Raw genomic sequence first — 18,093 nt, 5'->3', positions numbered from 1 at the left:
CGGATGCCAAGCAAAATCACTCTAAATATCGTCGGGATGAGCTGCGTAAACTGCTCTAACGCGATCGAGCGGGTAAGTCGCAAGATCGAGGGAGTGCAGGAGGCGCACGTAAATTTCGCAAACGGCAGCGGCGAGTTCGTACTTGCTGATCCGGCACTTGAGGAGACGCTAAAAGCCAAGATCAAAAAGCTAGGCTACGACATCGCCGTGGATTACGAGGATTTGGAGCGCAAAAAGCGGCGCAATCTCAAAGCGGCGCTATTTAGGCTAATCCTCGCTCTGGTTTTAGCCGCGGCGGTAATGGCGGTGGAGATGAGCGGGTTTTTAAGCTTCGTTCCAAAGGCGCTACTTTGCGCGGCGATGGCGTGCGTGAGCCTATTTTACTGCGGCAAAAACTTCTTTTATCACGCTTACGGCTCGCTGAAAAACAGAAGCTTCGATATGAACGTGCTCGTGGCGATGGGAAGCTTTTTTGCGTTTGCCTATTCGCTAACGGCCGCGGCGCGGGTCTATACGCACGGCGCGCAGAACGAATTTACCAATCTTTATTTCTCGTCCGCCTCGATGATAATCGCCTTTATTTCGCTCGGCAAATACCTAGAAGAGCGCAGCAAGATGAAGGCGAACGACTACATCAAGGGGTTAATCGATCTAAGCCCCAAAACCGCGCTTTTGATCAAAGACGACGGCACGATAGCCGAAGTGCGCGCAGAAGCGCTAAAGCCCGGTGATAAGGTTCTCGTAAAAAACGGCTCGCGCATCCCATGCGATGGGTTTATCGTAGAAGGCGGCGCACAGATCGACACCTCGCTCATCAGCGGCGAGAGCTTGGCGGTTTATAAAAGCGTAGGCGATGAGGTAAACGCAGGCTGCGTCAGCACCGACGGCATCATCTACGTGAAGGTGACGAAATTCCCGCACCAAACGCTACTTGCCGAGATTAAAAATCTGCTAAACGAGGCGGGCAACAAAAAGATGCCGATCGCGCGCTTTGCCGATAAAATTTCAAACATTTTCGTGCCCGCGGTGATCTTGATCGCGCTTGTTAGCTTTATAGCGTGGATGGCGCTTGACGGGCGACTCTCATATGCCGCATCCGCCGCTATCTGCGTGCTTATCATCTCCTGCCCGTGCGCGCTAGGTCTTGCGACGCCGATCGCTATCGTCTGCGCGATTTCAAACGCTGCAAAGGCTGGAATTTTAATCAAAAATCCCGAAATTTTAGAAATTTTAAAGGACGCGGACGTCGCGGTTTTCGATAAAACCGGCACGCTTAGCAAGGGCGAAATTTCGGTAAGCTTCAGCGATCTGAGCGCCCAAGATCTCTACGCTCTGGCAAGCGCGCAAAAGCTTAGCGAGCATCCGATCTCAAAGGCGATCGTAAAATTTGCCGAGTTGAAATTCGGCGAAATTTCTAAGCTTAACGGTGAGTTTGAAAGCATCGCGGGCAAGGGGATTGTCGCTAAAAATCCCACCGGCGAAATTCTTTGCGGCAGCGCGGGCTTCCTGCGCGAGCGCGGCGTAGATGCGGGCGTCGAAGTAGAAGCGGAGGAGCTTTTAGACAAGGGCTTCGGCGTCGTTTACTGCGCGATAGGCGGCTCGTACGCGGGCTTTATCTCATTTAGCGATGAGATCAGAGCCGAAGCGCGGGACGTCGTGCAGACGCTGCAAAACAGAGGCGTAAAAACCGTCATGCTAACGGGCGATAACGCCAAAACGGCAAATTTCGTCGCTCGCAACCTCGGCATCGACGAGGTAAAAAGCGGAGTGCTTCCAAGCGGCAAATATGAGTTCATCAAATCCCTGACCGATGAGGGCAAGCGAGTGCTTTTCGTGGGCGACGGCGTCAATGACGCGCCGAGCTTAAAAGCCGCTAGTATCGGCATCGCGATGAACGGCGGCAGCGACGTAGCCAAGGGCGCGGGCGACGTGATTTTTATAAAAAACGACCTTGCGAGCGTGCTATATCTATTCCGCCTATCGAGTGCCACCATGCGGACGATCAAGCAAAACCTCTTCTGGGCGCTATTTTACAACGCCGTGTGTATCCCGATCGCGGCAGGCGCGCTATATCCAGCGCTTGGCGTGCTTTTAAAGCCGATGTACGGTGCCGCGGCGATGTGTTTTAGCTCCGTAACGGTCGTGCTAAATTCCATCAGATTGAAATTCGCTAAATTTTAACGCGACGGATTTTGCGCTAGGCGCGGAATTTTGTGCGGCAAAATTTTAATTTACTCGGCGCAAAACGCGTAAAATTTTATCCCGCGGCTAATCGCGCGCGAAATTCCGCGGGATTAGCGCTGCTTGCAAAATTTTATCTTGCGATTAATCTGGCGTAAAATTTCGTGAATTCCGCCGCCGGATTCCGCGTTAGCAAGCTTGCCTGAGTTAACTTCGGCGGACGGCTTTATTCGGCGGAATTTTTACAGGCGAAATTTAACTCTACTCGCTGCGAATTTCTTTCGTTTTGAAAGAGCTCTTTTTCTCTGCACAGAGCGTGCAAAATTTTACTCCCGCGGTTAATCACGCGTAAACGCGTAAAATTCTATGAAATTTGAGCGCTTATAATTTTGTTTTGCGGTAATTGCGCGTGCAATTTTGCGAGATTTGCGCCGTTTGTGAAATTTTATTTTGCATCTAGCCCCGCGTATAAATTTTAATGTCGCAGATCGCCGCGCTACCGTCTAGCTACCTCTTGGCGTCGTTTGCCCTCTAGCGTTATTTGTCGTTGCGTCGTCGCCCGGCATACTTCTGACGCTACTTACCGCCGTGCCGCTATTTGGCTATTTGCCGTCTAGCCGTCGTATAGGATTTCATCGGTTGTAGTGCCGCCTCTAGCGACGCTCTCGCCGCGCCGCTGTCTGACTATCGCCTAACACCGCTCGCTGCCGCGTCGTATCTAGCACCGCCAGTCGCTACGCCTCTAACTGCCATTATTTAACGCCGTTCGTCGCCGCGCCGTAAAATTTTAAAAATTCCGCAAAATTTTATAAAGCTGAAAGGAATTCCATAGAATTTCACCGCCCGCACTAAGTTTTAATAAATAAATTTAAAGGTAAAATAACGCTACAAATGCAATTCGAGGTAGCGATGCGAAAAATTCTAATGGGTTCGTTTGTTTTTTGCGGCACGCTTTTTGGCGCTTCTTGTGAGCAGATACTAAGCGATCCGCGCGGCTTTTTTAGCAAAGAGCCTGCGGACGAAGAGCTGCTGCAAAGCGATTTTGGCTGTAAAGGCTCGCTAGCTGGCGCGGAATTTTTGCAAAATTTAAAAAGCGCGGCTTCTGAGATCAGGGACGAAAATATCGATTGCGTCGGTAACGAAGCCTTGCTGAATGAAAAAAGGCTTGAGCGAACCTTGGCATTTGCGGGGATGGATGGCGAGGGCTTTTTGAGCTATGCCAAAGAGAAAAGCTACGCACAAATCAGCGAAAAATCGCTTGAAGCCTTAGAATTTTACTCCGAGCGCAAGATTGGAAATTTCATCGCTTATGGCAATTTTATGGGCGAGATCCCGGCAGCCAGGGAGGCGTTAAGAGATTATTTCGCCGCCAAATTTAATAAAAACGACGCCGATGAGCTGGCAAGCGCCGTGATAGCAGAATTTATCGCATATGCTGCAAAGGATCGCAAGGCGGGAGATTACGGTGAGCTTGAGCTGGCGCTAAAAGGCGGAGTAGGCGCAGATGAGTTTCGTACGCTACTTTTTAGCAAGGATTTTGCAATTTACGAGCTTGATAATGCCCTGGATCTGGCACTTTTGCTAGGATATGACGAGCGCTTTAGCGGTGCTTTGATCGAGCGAGGTGCGCAGGTGAATGCTGGCGAGGAAAACTCTCTATTTTACGCGATGAATAATGTTCAAAGTGCTAAATTTATGATCTCTAAAGGCGCCTTGGTTGGCTATAAAAACTCGCTTGGGCAAACTCCGATATTTTTCGCCGCCGCGGCAAAAAATTATGAGCTCGTAAAGTTGCTAATCTACTCGCACGCTAGCGTAAATGTCCGCCAGATCGGCAGCGTCGAGGCCCAGGCTCTGGCATCGCTAGGCGAGCGTAGCGACGGCTGTGAGCGTTCGGGCGCGGGTAAGACACTGCTGATGTTTGCGGCGCAAAAAAGTACCAAGCAGATCGTTGAATTGCTCGTAAAATCGGGCGCAAACGAAAAGGCGGCCGATGAGGCAGGGCTAAATGCACTAGACTATGCGCTTGCGGGTGGTGAAGTAGCTACGCAGAGCTATTTGCGCTCGCTTGGACTAAGTCCTACGCAAGCAAGCGATGATTTTACGAGCGATCCGCAAGATGCGCCTGAGCGTGAGAATTAGCGGGCTTGATTTAAAGAGTCGCTCGCCGCTTCGTCGTCGTTTTGGGTTTGCGGCGTTTTGGGTTTGCAAAAGCCTTATGAGCTTTAAATTTAATGTTTTGCCGTTTTGTAAATTCTATAAATTTAGCGGATTTTTCGAGTGCGAGTTGGTAGAATTTAACGCTTTAAAATTTTATCGCTTTGCTTGCGCAGGTTGCATGCTCTGAAATTTTGTAAACGCGCATACGAGCTTTAAAAATGGCGATATTTTGCGTTTATGCGCGATAAAATTTTTGTCGAGGGATTCTGGCTTGCGATCAAGAGTGGGATTTCGTCAAATTTTGTGCGAAAAATTTATCCTTTTGCGACAAAGTAAGCATCGCAGTATTGCGGAATTTTACCTTGACTTGGGGCTTTTGCTATGTTAAGTAAAATTTTAAATTCGCTTATAAAACGCTTTTGATTACGCCGCGCGCGGTATTTTGCACCGTAGAGATTTCGCTACTCAATAAATTGCTTAAAAATGAGTTCGCAAAATTGCAAACGCAGCAAAATTGTAGAGTTTGCTGCGCGATTAAGGCGCTCAATAATCGCCGTAAAAGGAAAGCGCGCGAATACGAATAATTGCTGCAAGGCGCGCAGAATTTTAAAATTTAGCCCCCGATCGGAGGTTAAATTTTAAAATTTTATCAATCATCAAGGATTAAAATGTTAAAAAATTTGCTTATCTTTACGGCGATTTTTTTGCCCGCGCTGGCGCTTGCGGACGTGGAGCCCGCTGTGCGAAACAGCGAACTTTACGGCGCACTCACGCTTATCCCGCCGGTTGCGGCGATCGTGCTTGCTTTCATCACTAAGGACGTGATTTTGTCGCTGTTTTTAGGCGTGCTAAGCGGAACCTTTCTCATCGGTATGGTCGATCAAAATATCGCAGCTTCGGCGCTTTTCGCTTTTACAGATCTATGCTCCCGCATGGTAAAATCGATGGCGGATACGTGGAATGCGGGCATTTTGCTTCAGGTTATGTGTATCGGCGGGCTTATCGCTTTGGTGACCAAAAGCGGCGGCACGAAGGCGCTTGCGCTCTGGCTTAGCAAGCACGCAGACACCCCAGTTTTGGGGCAAATTTACACCTGGCTCATGGGTATTGTGATATTTTTTGACGATTACGCAAACGCGCTGATCGTGGGCCCTATCATGCGACCTCTGATGGATAAATTTAAAATTTCACGCGCGAAATTCGCCTTCATCATAGACGCGACCGCCGCGCCGATCACCGGCATCGCCGTGATCTCCACGTGGGTCGGAGTTGAAATTTCGGCGATCAAAGAGGCCTACTCGCAGATCGGCATAGAAAACATAAACGCCTTCACCGTCTTCGTTGAGACGATCCCGTATAGATTTTATAATATTTTCATGATCTTTTTCGTAGTCGCTACTGCCGTGATGAGTAGGGAGTTTGGCTCGATGTATCGCGCAGAGATCGCATCTCGCGGCGGCAAGAGCGGAGCTGCGGATTTTAAAATCAAAAATTTAGAGGATCAAATTTTCGTACCCAAAGAGGGCGTCGCGCTTCGCAAGCTAAACGCGCTAATACCGCTAGGCGCGATGATCGTCCTTTCCGTCGTCGGATTTTATTTCAACGGACTTAGCTCGCTGGAGGGCGAGACTTTGGAGGTGGTCAAGGCAGCCCCTCTTAGCTTTACTTCGATCCGCACCGCATTTAGCGCGGCGGATGCCTCGGTCGTACTGTTTCAATCCGCGCTCTTTTCATCGATCATCGCCGTCGTTTTGGGCATCGCGCAAAAAATTTACGGCGTCAAAGAGGCGATCGAGGTCTGGGTGGGCGGCTGGAAAAGCATGCTAAATACCGTCATAATCCTGCTTTTTGCGTGGTCGCTAAGCTCGGTTATCAAGGAGCTTGGCACTTCGCGTTACTTGGTCGAGCTTCTAAGCGACGCTACACCGCACTTTGCGCTTGCGATCGTGATCTTCGTGCTTAGCTCGTTTATCTCATTTTCAACGGGCACAAGCTTCGGCACTATGGGCATCGTCACGCCTCTGGCCGTGCCGTTAGCGCACGCCGTGGGGCAAAAATACGGACTTAGCGGCGAGGAATTTCATATTTTTATGTGCGTAAATATCAGCGCAGTGCTTACGGGGGCGATCTTCGGCGATCACTGCTCGCCGATTTCTGATACGACGATTCTTTCATCGATGGGCGCAGGCTGCGATCACATCGAGCACGTAAGCACGCAGATGACCTATGCGTTGGTCGTTTGCGGCATCAGTATCGTTTGCGGCTATCTACCTGCGGGCTTTGGGCTTAGCGTGTGGGGATGTCTGATCTTGGGTATCGCGGCTATCATTCTTTTACTGCGCGTGGTGGGTAAAAGAGTGGATGTATGAATTGCGAAAGCTTCGGCAGCTGCGGCAGCTGCACGCTAGGCGAGCCTTACGCGGATCAAATTTTATACAAAAAGCGGCTGATCGGCGATAAATTTAAAGAATTTTTTGACGGCGAGTTTGAGTTTTTCGCTTCAAGCCCGCAAAATTACCGTATCAGGGCGGAATTTGGCATCTGGCACGATATTTGGCATAGCGCGTCCGATCTTGCCTACACGATGGGCGGCGCACGTAGCAAGAAAATTTTAATTAACGAATGCCCCAAGGTAGCGCTTCCTATCGCAAATTTAATGCCGCGGCTGCTAGAAGCGCTTAGGCGGAGCGAAGCTTTAAAAGAGAAGCTCTTCGGCGTCGAGTTTATTTCGTGCGCCAGCGGGATTTTGGCGACGCTGCTTTATCACAAGCGCCTGGGCGAGCGCGAGCAGGAGGCGATTTGCGAGCTGGCGGGCAAGCTTGGCATCAGGGTTATGGCTCGTGCGCGCGGACAGAAGCTACTAAGCGGCGAGCTAAGCCTCACGGACGAGCTTTGCGTGGACGGGCGAGTTTATAAATTTCGCTTCAGCGAAAACGCCTTCATCCAGCCCAACCGCGGCGTGAACGAAAAGATGATCGCCTGGGCGAGAAGCTGCGTGGACTTCGGCAAAGAGGGCACGAGCAAGGTGTGCGCCGCGCAGAATTCCGCCGCAAAGAATTTTACTGAAAAAAATTTTACCTCGCAAAATTCCGCTGCGCAAAATTACGGCTGCGAGCAGTCCGTCTCGCGAAATTCTACGGATCGAAATTTTGCTTCTGAAAATTCCGCCGAATTTGACGCCACCTGCCGAAATTCCGTTAAAGCAAATTCCGCTCGCGCAGAGTTTAGCGGCGAAAATTCCGTAAAATTTAACTACGCGTCCGCAGACGAGGGCACTATGGATAAAAATTTCGCTCATAAGGATTTGACCGCGCAAAATTCCGCCTCTCAAAATTTCATCGAACAGAATTTGACCGCGCAAAATTTGAGCTGCGAAAAACATGCCGTGCGCCCAGAAAGCTCCGCCGCGCGCGATCTGCTGGAGCTGTACTGCGGACACGGCAACTTCACCATCCCGCTTGCGGCTAAATTTAACCGCGTGCTGGCGAGCGAAATTTCAAAAAGCTCGATTGCGAATGCCCGCATAAACTGCGAGCTCAACGGCGTTTGCAACGCGCAATTCGTCCGCCTTAGCGCGGATGAGCTGATGAGCGCGTTTGCGCGCAGGCGCGAGTTTGAGCGGCTAAAGGGGATCGATATTTTCAGCTACGATTTTTCGCACGTCTTGATCGATCCGCCGCGCGCGGGACTGGAGCCTAGCGTGATTGATTTCATAAAAAATTTTCGTAATCTAATCTACATCTCCTGTAATCCGCAGACGCTTTTTGAAAATTTACGCTCGCTTTGCGCTACGCATGAGGTGCGTAGGTTCGCGATCTTCGATCAGTTCGCGCATACGGCGCATATCGAATGCGGCGTGCTTTTGCGGCGCAGGAGTTAGAGTGCGAGCCTAGAGCCGAAGCCGCGGATTTAGGCTGCGCGCGGGATAAAATTTCGCCTAAAATATGTATAATAACAAAATTTAAAATTACGAAAGGAAGTAGATGGTTGATCTAAATAAAATCATCCAAGCAAAGCGCACGATAAACGATTTCGTCTATAAAACGCCCTTTGCTCTGGCGCCGAAGCTCAGCAAGCTTTATGGCGCGGAAGTGTATCTCAAAAGCGAGAATTTGCAGCGCACCGGTGCATATAAGATCCGTGGGGCTTACAATAAAATCGCGCACCTAACGGACGAGGAGCGGGCACATGGAGTAATAGCCGCAAGTGCGGGCAACCACGCCCAGGGCGTAGCGATGAGCGCGCAAAAATTCGGCGTGCATGCCGTGATCGTAATGCCTGAAGCCACACCACTGCTTAAGGTAAGCGGTACGAAGGCTCTGGGCGCAGAGATCATCCTAAAGGGCGATAATTTCGACGAGGCGTACGCGTTTGCATTGGAATATGCCAAGGAGCACAATCTGACGTTCGTGCATCCCTTCAACGACGAGTTCGTCCAAGCGGGCCAAGGCACGATCGCGCTTGAGATGATCGAAGAGGTCGCAGATCTTGAATACATCGTCGTTCCGGTTGGTGGCGGCGGGCTTGCTACAGGGGTTTGCAGCTGCGCCAAGCAAATCAACCCCGACATCAAAATCATCGCCGTAGCCGCCAAGGGCGCGCCTGCGATGCACGATAGCTTCGTCGCGAAAAAGCCTCTAAATTCCAAATCTGTCCGCACCATCGCCGACGGCATCGCGGTGCGGGATACGAGCAAGATCACGCTCTCTACGATCATCGAGTGCGTCGATGAGTTCGTGCAGGTCGATGACGAGGAGATCGCAAGCGCGATACTCTATCTGCTCGAGCAGCAAAAAATCATCGTCGAGGGCGCGGGCGCGGCGGGCGTAGCGGCGCTGATGAACGCGAAATTCCAATTCCCTGCGGGCGCAAAGATCGGCATCATCCTAAGCGGCGGCAACATCGACGTGCAGATGTTAAACATCATCATCGAAAAAGGCCTTATCAAGTCGCATCGCAAGATGACGATCAACGTCACGCTCGTCGATAAGCCGGGCGCGCTTACCGGGCTTACTGAAATTTTGCGCCGAGCCAACGCAAATATCGTCAAGATCGACTACGACCGCTTCTCGACCAATATCGAGTACGGCGACGCGCAGATCACGATCACGCTTGAGACCAAGGGCAAGGCTCATCAAGAGGACATCGCCTGGGCGCTCAAAAACGCAGGGTACGATTTCAGGGAGATTTTGTAAAATTTATCGGGAGTTTATAAAATTTATTTTCGCTCGTGAATTTGCCTGAAATTGCCAAATTTACTCACTTGCATCCTGATCACGGCTTGCAGCGGGTAAATTTTAAATTTGCCTCCATTTTATATCCGTCGTGCCGAAACACTTTGCGGCTCGCGGTTTTAAATTTTACGTAGAATTTAAAATTTCAAATATGCGGCGCAAGCCGCAATTTAAATTTAACGCGGACACAGTCCGCCCCGCTTAAAGTGTCGTCGGGGGATGGGTGGGGTTTGTGGGCGAGCAGAGTAATACGGTGCTGCGGGGCAGCGCCGCCGCCTCTGCGAGAAATGTTACCTCGCAATTGGGGCCCCCTTCCCGCCCCAAGAGAAACTTCGTGGTGAACTAATCCTCCTGCGACGCTTTAAGTGGCACGGGCTACGCCTGAGTTTAATTCTAATGAAATGAACAAGCATAAAATTTCGTGTGTTGTAATTCAAGCCATATCAAAATTTAACATTAGCCACAAGGCTTACCCCTGGCACGCTCAAGGAGCGAGCCTTTCGGCTCGCGTTAAATTTTATAATCGCGGCTCGCTTCTTTAAAATTTCTTGCCGCAAAAATCGTAAAATTTTAATTGCACTACAAATCGGCGCTGTATTTTGCTAAAATACCGATAAAATTTTAAAGGATGAAATTTGGAAAATTTTGCTTTTCTTCTAAATTTAGTGATATTTTGCATCTTGGTTTTTATGTTTTTTAAGATGCGCAAAAGCGGCGAGCAGGCGAGCAAGCCGCAGATCGCCACCGACATCACGCGGCTTAAAAGCATCGGCGAGCTGAGCGTTTTTAAAATTTACTCCAAAGAGATCGTCACGCGCAAGCAAAACGTGGGCAGCGGGCTGCTGGGCTCGCTCGTCTCGCCGCTGATGACGAAAAAGCAGATCGCCATCATCTTCGAGTTTGAGATCGAGTTTGTTTACGACCTACTAAGCCCCGACTTTGCGATACTGCCGCAGGGCGAGGATCGCTACGAGATCAAGATGCCGCCGTGCAAATACAAATACTCGATCAAAGATATGAAAATTTACGACGAGAAAAACGCCAAGCTGCTGCCGTTTCTGCTGCCTGATTCGCTAAACGGGCTGTTCGGCGCGAGCTTTGATGAAAGCGATAAAAACCACCTCATCGACGACGCAAAGGACGAGGTCAAGCAGCTCTCGCTAAAAATCATCAACGATCTTGGCGGCAAGATCCATAAATCCGCGACCGACACACTGGAGGCGATCGCCAAGAGCTTCGGCGCGAAGGAGGTTGGATTTATCTTCCAGGACAAGGCACTTGAGACGATCGACATCGCAAGCAGCGAGATCGCAATCGATAAGTCGCTAAAATCGCAGATCGAGAAGTAGATGGAACTTTTTAAGGCGCTTTTTAAAATTTATTTCGCCCGCATACTGGCGTTTATGGATGCTTGCGCGAGGGCTTGGCAGCGATTTTACGAGCCTATCAAGCTACGCAAAGAGAAAAAGCGCCTGCGCGCGAAGGGCTATTTTACCGAGGATGCGACGTGGGCGGAGTTTTTCGCGGATTTTAAATTTTGCAAATGCTTCATCATCAAAAAAATCCTCTATCCGAACTTCTACGCGATCAAAAACTCCTCCAAATGGGAGGCGGGCTCAAAGCGGGCTAGCTTTACGGTAGGTTCGTTTGCATACGACGAGATCGCGTGGGTGTGGGTGCCGCGAGCCTTCGACGGCGGGCGAAAAAACGATCTAGCGAAGCTAAAAGATCTACTGCAAAAAATCCCAGCGCTACGCTACGAGCAGAGCGACACGGGGATTAAAATTTTCGGCTACGAGTGCGGCGAGGCGGACTTATAGTCGTATGGTGCGAAATTTATTAAATTTTGTCGAGGATAGCGCTGATACGGCTCATGGCTTGTACTGCGCAGACGAACAGCGAGCGGGCGGGTTTTGGCGGCCGTGCCTTTGCCAAAACAGCGCGTGCGAGCGTGAAATTTTATCTTTGCAAACGCCCCGGCGCAGTCTAAATTTAAACTCCGTGCGGTATAAATGCGGGCAAATTTTATCTCTCCGCCCGGCTCCATAGACCCTTTGCTTTGGCGGGGTTTTTTATATTAAGCCACGCAAGAAACAGCACTACGGACGCTAATGGATTTAAGATTAAATTTAGTAGTTCCATGCAATTTATGACGCCCATCGTTATAGCGGCGGGGACCGGTATTTTGAACATCATTCCGTAGATGATGTCTGCGGCGACATCAACGATTAGCAGCGCGGCGTATATGGCAAAAAGCTTGCATCCGGTAGCGGCGTACAACTTAAAATTTATAATTATCCAAGCAACCGTAACTGCAAATATCAAATACGGCACGTATATTTGCAGCCTACTGCAATCACATCTTCTAAGTATATAAATGGCTGAAAAATATAGCAGCGCCGCAAGCGCAATGCTGTAGGCGTATTTGAAGATTATAAAAACCTGCGGACCCGTGATATTTTGGATGTTTTTAAGCGCGTGGTAAAGGAATGTGAAGGCAAAAATCCACACTAAGATTTGAGAATCCAAGTACGTGATCTCGCCTTTTATAGAATACGCTATGCTCGCGACCAGTAGGCAGAGCGCGCCGAGCGTGCCTTGCAGCTTCGCTCTTTGAAAATCTTCGTTCATTTTATACCTTTAAATTTTAATGTGCGGTTCGCTGCTTGCACTGCGCAGATGAGCGGCTGGCGCTGCTTTGATTATCGCCTCGCGGGCTTTAAATTTAGCCGCTGCGAATTTTAATTTTACGCCGTCGCGCATATTTCGTACTTTACGTCACTGTGAATGATTTAAGCCCAGCATGCCGCCGAATATCTCATCCTTGGGCTACTGCCGTGAATTTTATTTAGTTCCGCCGTTACGAGTGCTTTTAATTTAACGCCGTAGTTACCGCAAATTTTACTTTGCCGCCGCCGCTCGCGTAATACGTTTTTAAAATGGGATTTTACGCAAATTCTGTTTAAAATGGATTTAACTTTTTAAATTTAAAAGCAGCAGCGCGGCTTAAAATTTATAACTATCCAAGTGCCATTACTATAAGCATTGAAAACGTTTATTTTTGATTTTTAAATTTGAGCTGTTTTTAGTAAATTTTGCTTACAAATTTTGTATAATTTTTAAAATTTTATCTCGAAAAGAGGAGCGAGTATGAGATTTATCATTATATTGTTTTTGGTAGTCGGCGGCTGTTTTGGAGGCAATATAACCGACTTTCAAAGTTTGGAAAAATTTATCAAAGACGGGCAAGCGAAAGGATATTTTCCTAAAAAGATTTTAGTGACGCAAGGATTTGATACCACCGTATTAGAAGACGTGAGTTTAAATTTTAGCAAAACCATATATTGGGATATAAATTCTCGCTGCAACCAAAACGCAGACGAAATCATTATAGCCAAAAGCGATACGAGGCACTCTATAATTTGCCCCGGAAATAACAACGTCTATATTTTGACTGGCGGCAGAAGCGATGTGGAAGACCCATGGGGAAACGATATCTTCGTAATGGGCGAGAACGATGATAAAATTTCAAAAAGCTGGGGTACAAATATATTTATATTCGGCAAAAGATGGGGGCATGATAAGATAGAAATTGGCGATTCTAGGATAAATCCGGCGTCAAACCCTGAATACAAAAACGAATTCCCTTACGAGTTTAGCCACTTTTTCATCTTTGATAGCGGGGTTAAAAAGGATGATTTAGTTTTTAACTTTAACAAGATAATAAATTTAAAAACAAACGACTCTATAGAACTTACGGATTTAAATGGTATAAATTTGATTTTTAAAGACGAACCGGGTAAATACTACGGTACAAATTCATTAAAGGAGATTTACGACAAAAACTTTTTCGTTACGCCTAAGACTGAAGAGAGTTTGAGTGCGGATGAGATACAAACGCTGCTTCATAAAACGGCATATTCAGACAGCGCCGAAGAAGCTAAAAAATATTGTGAAATGGGCGGCGATCCGAATTTTAAAGGTCATGAAAATACCACCCCCATCGAAATGGCGGTAATGTTAGGTAGCGAAAATTCGCTTCGCGCGATGCTAGAGTGCGCAAAAAGACTGACTGATAGCGCAATGATGATGAGCGTATTCGGAAGCCAACACGACGATGAGAAGAGTTTTAGGCTCGTAAAGCTTTTAGAAAAATACGGCGGAAATTTTAAAGCAAAGGATAGGGATGGCTGCTCCATGGTAAATTATGCGGCAAGTTCTCATAGTCTAGAAATCGTAAAATATCTAGTAGAAAGAGGCGCCGATCCAAAAGCTAGATGTTCTCATAACCAAAGCGTAACTCCATCGGATTGGGCAAGGAAAAATGAGGATAAAAGAGTATATGAGTATCTAAAAATCCTAGAAGCCAAATAACAAGGCATGCTAAATGGCTTCTTATCACCTGCTTTAAATCAGCGCGATAAAATTATTGGCGTTTTTGATGCTGATAGCAAGGCGCAGCAAGCTTTTATGATATCGATTTGGCTTATGGCTGCAACGACGGAACTTATTTATGTGCCATCTAAAATGGGCGGCATATCGGACTCTTTAGAGCACCAAGATTTGCGGCTATGCCAAAAAGCTTTAAGTTTTCGGCGAAAATTTTATTTTGTGTTATTTTTGCCAAAAATATATAATTTAATCCAAAATTTATATACACTTCGCTATTATCTCATTTTTAATTTCGCGGCCCACTCGTCTAGTGGTTAGGACGCTGGCCTCTCACGCCGGTAACAGGAGTTCAAATCTCCTGTGGGTCACCATTACTCATTTTTACATCTATTTATTTCAATGTATAACCATTTACGAACTATCGGCACTAAGGCGTTTTAAAGCTATTTTCAATTTATATTAATTTATATCGATTTATAATAATTTACGCAAAAAATGTATAACTTTCTGTATAACAAGGGTATAAAATGGCTAAAATTTTAACCGCGACGCAAGTAAAGAAATTAAAATTTGAGGGCAGCGGCAAGCTCAAGGCGTATTCTATCGATAGCACGTGCGCGCTGTATCTAGTGTGTTTCGCAAACGGCAGCAGATATTACAAGCTACGCACAAAAAGAGGCTACACGACGCTAGGAGGTTTCGAGGATATAAGCCTTGCCGAAGCTAGAGAAAAAGCAATGAACTTGCGGAAATCGGGTGCGAGCGACGAGCTACAAAAGCAGAAGCTAAAAGATGTTTTCTACGCTTGGCTGGATATTAAAATCCCGCCCGAGGATAGCGAGAAAATAAGGCAATCTCGCCGCAAAATGATAAATCGCGTAAATAAACATCTGCTGCAACCTCTAGGCAATATGCCAATAGATGAGATAGGCACGAAAGAGGTGATCGCGGCGACCAAAGGCGTGAATTTCGCGAGCGCCAAAAAGATAATCCCGATCCTGCGCGACGTGCTTAAATTTGCCCGCGCCCAAAACGCGGCGGGCGATATATCGTTTATTTACGAAATCATAGATGATATGAGCGAAATTTACCCTAAGAAAAAAGTAGAGCATAGAAAGGCGGTGACGGATCCAAATCGCTTAAAAGAGATTATAGAGGCGGTCAGAGACGCCCTTATAGAGCCGACGATTAAAAATCTCTTTTTTTTCAATCTGATTATGGCGCAGCGCCCGCATCAAATCAGAGAGCTTAGCTGGGATAGAATAGATGAGGATTTTGTGTATTTTGGGGAGGCGGATAATAAAACGGGGGTAAATGCGCGCTTACCGCTTCCAAGGCAGGCAAAGCAAATTTTAGAGTGCCAAAAAGAAGTAAGCGCAGAGGGGATAGTTTTCAAATCGAATACCTATTCTAAGCGTAGCGGATGGGCTATCTCGGACGGCACGCTATTAAAAACGCTGAAGCGCTTGGGTATAGCTGATCTGCACGCACACGGCTTTCGCTCGATGTTTGCAACTTTTGCTATTCGGGCAACCGACGGCGAGCGAGCTATGTTTGAAAAGCGTATCATCGACGAAGTGCTGCTACACGCGCCTAGTAGCGAAGTAGACAAAGCGTATTTCAGGGACTTCAACTCACGGGAACATTTGCGGGTATTGCAGTGGTGGGCGGATTATTTAGAGGGGCTAACACCCCTCTTTTAGCTTCTTAATGTCCTCGTTGAGCCAATCTAAGGGGTAGCGGGCCTCACCGTTAAATATGATAAACCGCGGCATAAATTCCCATTTGCCCTTGTTTTTCGGCATTCGCATTTTGGCGAGGATGTTGCTGTTTTCGGAATAACCCAGCATAACTGAAGCCTCTTTTTGCGTCAGCAGCCTTTGATTTTCGGCGGCAATCCCTGCTACGATGCCGCTGTTTTCAAAACGCCCAAGCGCAGCCGATACTACTTCTTTTGGTCTTTGATTTTCAGTAGTCATCGTTAATCCTTTTTAAAATTTCCTTTAGTTGCCTTACATTCAGCTCAAATAGCCGCTGATGTATTTTCTCCACGAGTGCGTCTTTTTCATTATGCTTCTGCGCGAAATCGTCTATTTTGGCTAGCATCTCGCGCTCTTTTTCTCGGTCGGGGCTACTCATTCTTTATCCTTATCCCGCGGCAATCTAAATCCGAGCGCGTAAAGAGGCACAGCCGTTTCTCTTTCATTGGAACCGAGTACTTCGTTGTTAAGGTCTCTTTTCGCGTATCTAACGTTTGTCTTTTCCCACTCGCCATCTACGTCTTGATACTCCCAATACCAAAGGACATCATCGGCTTTGATGAAAATTTTCTCGAAATATTCGTATGCCCCTTTGTATTGATACCCAGCTTCTTCTGCCGTATATTTCTCGTCTATCGAAACTACACGATAAATATCTCCCCAGTAAAGAGGTTGCCCTTCCTTTTCCAAATGGACGAGCACGTCGCCTATTTTAAATTTCGGCCCCCTTTTCTCTTTAGGTTTGATGCGGTATTCGAATTTATCCCAATTCCAAAGCGGGAGGTTTACAAAAGTCCATTCTTCTTCGCAATTAGCCGAACGCCTCTCTATCTCCTCGCCTTTCTCATAAGCTTGCATAACCTCGATCATTTCTTTTGTCGTCATTTTATATCCTTTAATAGCTCTGGGTTCTCGTAGATGTTGCCGATGACTTCAATATCCGTTAAATCATTAAAATCATATTCATAGCACTCATCCTCTACGTCAAGCGCCTTAAATGCTAAATTTTCAAATACTATTTTAGCCGTCCAAGTTTCTCCGCTCTCGTTTTCTAAAAATTCAATAATATACCCCTCGTAAATTTCCACGCCATTTTTGTCATTTATTCCTATGTATTGTATTAGCTCAATTTCGTCAAAATCTGCTTCAAAGCTAACGCCAGTTTCTTTATCCCAAAGCGTAGCTTCTTTGTTTAGGAAGTCAACGCTTAGCACTTCGTAAATTCTTCCATCAGCTTTCAAGAGCGCTCTAAATTTAATCTCTCTCATCGTTCCCTCCTGCATATAATTTCTTTATGCTTTTCTTTGCCTTTTCGACCTTTTCAGTTTGCCCTTTTTCGTGATAAAGCCGAAAGGTAATGTTGTCTAAAAACAAAAGATCGTATGTGATCGTTTTGGAACATTTAAATTTTCCGTTTGCTGAGAAAGAAAGCACCATAGTTTCAAAAGAGTTTTCTTGTATAAGGCGGAAAGGGAAGTCATCCTGTATCTGCTCTCCGGCGATTTTAAAAAACGCCTTTTGCGCTTGTTTTTTCTTATCCTTGATCTCTACAAGCTTTCTTTGAAGTTCTTGCAACTCTGTTTTATAGCTCATTTTTTTCTCTCCTTTTAAATTTTGAAGAAACTTCTCTCTGCGTAAAGCTTCGCAGTTGTGGATCTTATATCCTCTAGCTTCTGCGTAATCGATCTCTAACCCTATGCCTTTTGAGCCGGCTATCAAAGACAGATCGCAGGTTTTGGCGCTAGGGATAAAAATCTCTCCGCATGTGTCGATCTGCATAAAGCAAATTTTCATAATCTCGTCGTAGCTTCTATCCGCATACTGCACCGAGTTTGCGAGCACGGGCGAAAAGAGTTCTACGGCTAGCCCTTTGCTGTCAAAAAACTCGTCGGCTTCCTCCAGCGCCCTGATCGCTATACGTCTTGCTTCGCGCCTGCTAGCCACAGCCGTATATGGCGAACAGATATAAATACGCGGTATATGTGTGTAACTACTCATATTTTGTATCCTTAAGAACGCACCTTATAGCCTCAATCTCGTTTTGAAATTCGTCCAAATTTCTTATCTTTACACAATCTCGTTCTAAGATATGTTTTGGCATTGCCATGGCAATTCCGTTTGACATACAGATACTATATGTGTCGCTATCTTTTTCAAAAATCTTAGCGATGACTCTTTTTTCTTCAAAAGTTTTTTTGTTGCAAACATAGTCTCCTACCTCAAATTTATTCATGGCTTTTCTCCCTCAAAAATAACGCTGCGATGCCGGCGGTTGCCGTAAGGACGCCTCCTAAAATCACGATGATCCATAATGCAAGTTCTAAATTTTCCATATCTCTCTCCTTAAAATAAATTTTGCGCTAATG

The 18,093-nt window shown here is 47.0% G+C and carries 16 protein-coding genes, 1 tRNA gene and 2 pseudogenes; 12 read left to right on the top strand and 7 right to left on the bottom strand.

The window, feature by feature from the left end; all coding sequences use genetic code 11:
• Positions 1–3 precede the first annotated feature (3 nt).
• The 9 genes and pseudogenes from Q0460_RS06385 to Q0460_RS06345 all read left to right on the top strand — a co-directional run bounded on the left by Q0460_RS06385 (position 4) and on the right by Q0460_RS06345 (position 11,395).
• Entirely contained in the window at positions 4–2,181 is a 2,178-nt protein-coding gene (locus Q0460_RS06385; protein WP_299085995.1) for a cation-translocating P-type ATPase, read from the top strand.
• Positions 2,182–3,072: 891 nt separating this feature from the next.
• Positions 3,073–4,323, top strand: a complete 1,251-nt coding sequence (locus Q0460_RS06380; protein WP_299085994.1) for an ankyrin repeat domain-containing protein — start codon at positions 3,073–3,075, stop codon at positions 4,321–4,323.
• The gene (locus tag Q0460_RS06375) at positions 4,277–4,528 is read left to right on the top strand and encodes a hypothetical protein (RefSeq protein WP_299085993.1); all 252 of its coding nucleotides are present in this window, start codon (positions 4,277–4,279) and stop codon (positions 4,526–4,528) included. The genes Q0460_RS06380 and Q0460_RS06375 overlap by 47 nt, the downstream gene beginning before the upstream one ends.
• Before the next feature lie 481 nt (positions 4,529–5,009).
• Positions 5,010–6,710: a Na+/H+ antiporter NhaC family protein gene (locus Q0460_RS06370; RefSeq protein WP_299085992.1), complete on the top strand. Its 1,701-nt coding sequence runs from the start codon at positions 5,010–5,012 to the stop codon at positions 6,708–6,710.
• Positions 6,707–7,330, top strand: a pseudogene (locus Q0460_RS06365) (tRNA (uridine(54)-C5)-methyltransferase TrmA); the annotation flags it as partial. The gene Q0460_RS06370 and the pseudogene Q0460_RS06365, both read left to right, overlap by 4 nt.
• Before the next feature lie 408 nt (positions 7,331–7,738).
• Positions 7,739–8,221: pseudogene (locus tag Q0460_RS06360) on the top strand (methyltransferase domain-containing protein); the annotation flags it as partial.
• 103 nt (positions 8,222–8,324) lie between these two features.
• Positions 8,325–9,536: a threonine ammonia-lyase gene (gene ilvA, locus Q0460_RS06355; protein ID WP_299085990.1), complete on the top strand. Its 1,212-nt coding sequence runs from the start codon at positions 8,325–8,327 to the stop codon at positions 9,534–9,536.
• Positions 9,537–10,210: 674 nt separating this feature from the next.
• Positions 10,211–10,924 (top strand): DUF4230 domain-containing protein, encoded by a 714-nt coding sequence (locus tag Q0460_RS06350; RefSeq protein WP_299085988.1) that lies wholly within the window; start codon positions 10,211–10,213, stop codon positions 10,922–10,924.
• Complete coding sequence (locus Q0460_RS06345; protein ID WP_299085985.1) at positions 10,925–11,395, top strand: hypothetical protein; 471 nt, start codon at positions 10,925–10,927, stop codon at positions 11,393–11,395. It abuts the gene before it with no gap.
• Between the two features lie 205 nt (positions 11,396–11,600).
• On the opposite strand, the gene Q0460_RS06340 is transcribed toward Q0460_RS06345, so the two are convergent.
• A complete protein-coding gene (locus Q0460_RS06340; RefSeq protein ID WP_299085983.1) occupies positions 11,601–12,206 on the bottom strand; it encodes a hypothetical protein in 606 nt (201 codons plus the stop codon).
• 519 nt (positions 12,207–12,725) lie between these two features.
• On the opposite strand from Q0460_RS06340, the gene Q0460_RS06335 reads away from it, so the two are divergent.
• From Q0460_RS06335 to Q0460_RS06325, 3 genes are all read left to right on the top strand, one after another.
• A complete protein-coding gene (locus Q0460_RS06335; RefSeq protein ID WP_299085981.1) occupies positions 12,726–13,949 on the top strand; it encodes an ankyrin repeat domain-containing protein in 1,224 nt (407 codons plus the stop codon).
• A 314-nt stretch (positions 13,950–14,263) separates the two neighbouring features.
• Positions 14,264–14,338 (top strand) — tRNA-Glu (locus tag Q0460_RS06330).
• A gap of 156 nt (positions 14,339–14,494) precedes the next feature.
• The gene (locus Q0460_RS06325; RefSeq protein WP_299085979.1) at positions 14,495–15,670 is read left to right on the top strand and encodes an integrase arm-type DNA-binding domain-containing protein; all 1,176 of its coding nucleotides are present in this window, start codon (positions 14,495–14,497) and stop codon (positions 15,668–15,670) included.
• Here the strand turns inward: Q0460_RS06325 and Q0460_RS06320 are convergent.
• From Q0460_RS06320 to Q0460_RS06295, 6 genes are read right to left on the bottom strand one after another with little or no spacing between them, the layout of a single operon-like run.
• Complete coding sequence (locus Q0460_RS06320) at positions 15,653–15,946, bottom strand: hypothetical protein (RefSeq protein ID WP_299085977.1); 294 nt, start codon at positions 15,944–15,946, stop codon at positions 15,653–15,655. The two genes, Q0460_RS06325 and Q0460_RS06320, sit on opposite strands and share 18 nt — an antisense overlap.
• Positions 15,936–16,106 (bottom strand): hypothetical protein, encoded by a 171-nt coding sequence (locus Q0460_RS06315; RefSeq protein ID WP_299085975.1) that lies wholly within the window; start codon positions 16,104–16,106, stop codon positions 15,936–15,938. Before Q0460_RS06315 ends, Q0460_RS06320 begins: the two co-directional genes overlap by 11 nt.
• Positions 16,103–16,612 carry a hypothetical protein gene (locus Q0460_RS06310; RefSeq protein WP_299085973.1) on the bottom strand — a complete coding sequence of 170 codons (510 nt, stop codon included), beginning with the start codon at positions 16,610–16,612 and terminating at the stop codon, positions 16,103–16,105. Before Q0460_RS06310 ends, Q0460_RS06315 begins: the two co-directional genes overlap by 4 nt.
• Positions 16,609–16,995, bottom strand: a complete 387-nt coding sequence (locus tag Q0460_RS06305) for a YopX family protein (RefSeq protein ID WP_299085971.1) — start codon at positions 16,993–16,995, stop codon at positions 16,609–16,611. The genes Q0460_RS06310 and Q0460_RS06305 overlap by 4 nt, the downstream gene beginning before the upstream one ends.
• Positions 16,982–17,725 carry a hypothetical protein gene (locus Q0460_RS06300; protein ID WP_299085969.1) on the bottom strand — a complete coding sequence of 248 codons (744 nt, stop codon included), beginning with the start codon at positions 17,723–17,725 and terminating at the stop codon, positions 16,982–16,984. The genes Q0460_RS06305 and Q0460_RS06300 overlap by 14 nt, the downstream gene beginning before the upstream one ends.
• The gene (locus Q0460_RS06295) at positions 17,718–17,960 is read right to left on the bottom strand and encodes a hypothetical protein (protein WP_299085967.1); all 243 of its coding nucleotides are present in this window, start codon (positions 17,958–17,960) and stop codon (positions 17,718–17,720) included. Before Q0460_RS06295 ends, Q0460_RS06300 begins: the two co-directional genes overlap by 8 nt.
• Between the last annotated feature and the right edge of the window lie 133 nt (positions 17,961–18,093).

The sequence above is a fragment of the uncultured Campylobacter sp. genome (assembly GCF_937980635.1).
Lineage (GTDB): Bacteria > Campylobacterota > Campylobacteria > Campylobacterales > Campylobacteraceae > Campylobacter_B.
The sequence above is the reverse complement of the archived record's forward strand: the minus strand, read 5'-3'. Positions and strand labels throughout refer to the sequence as shown.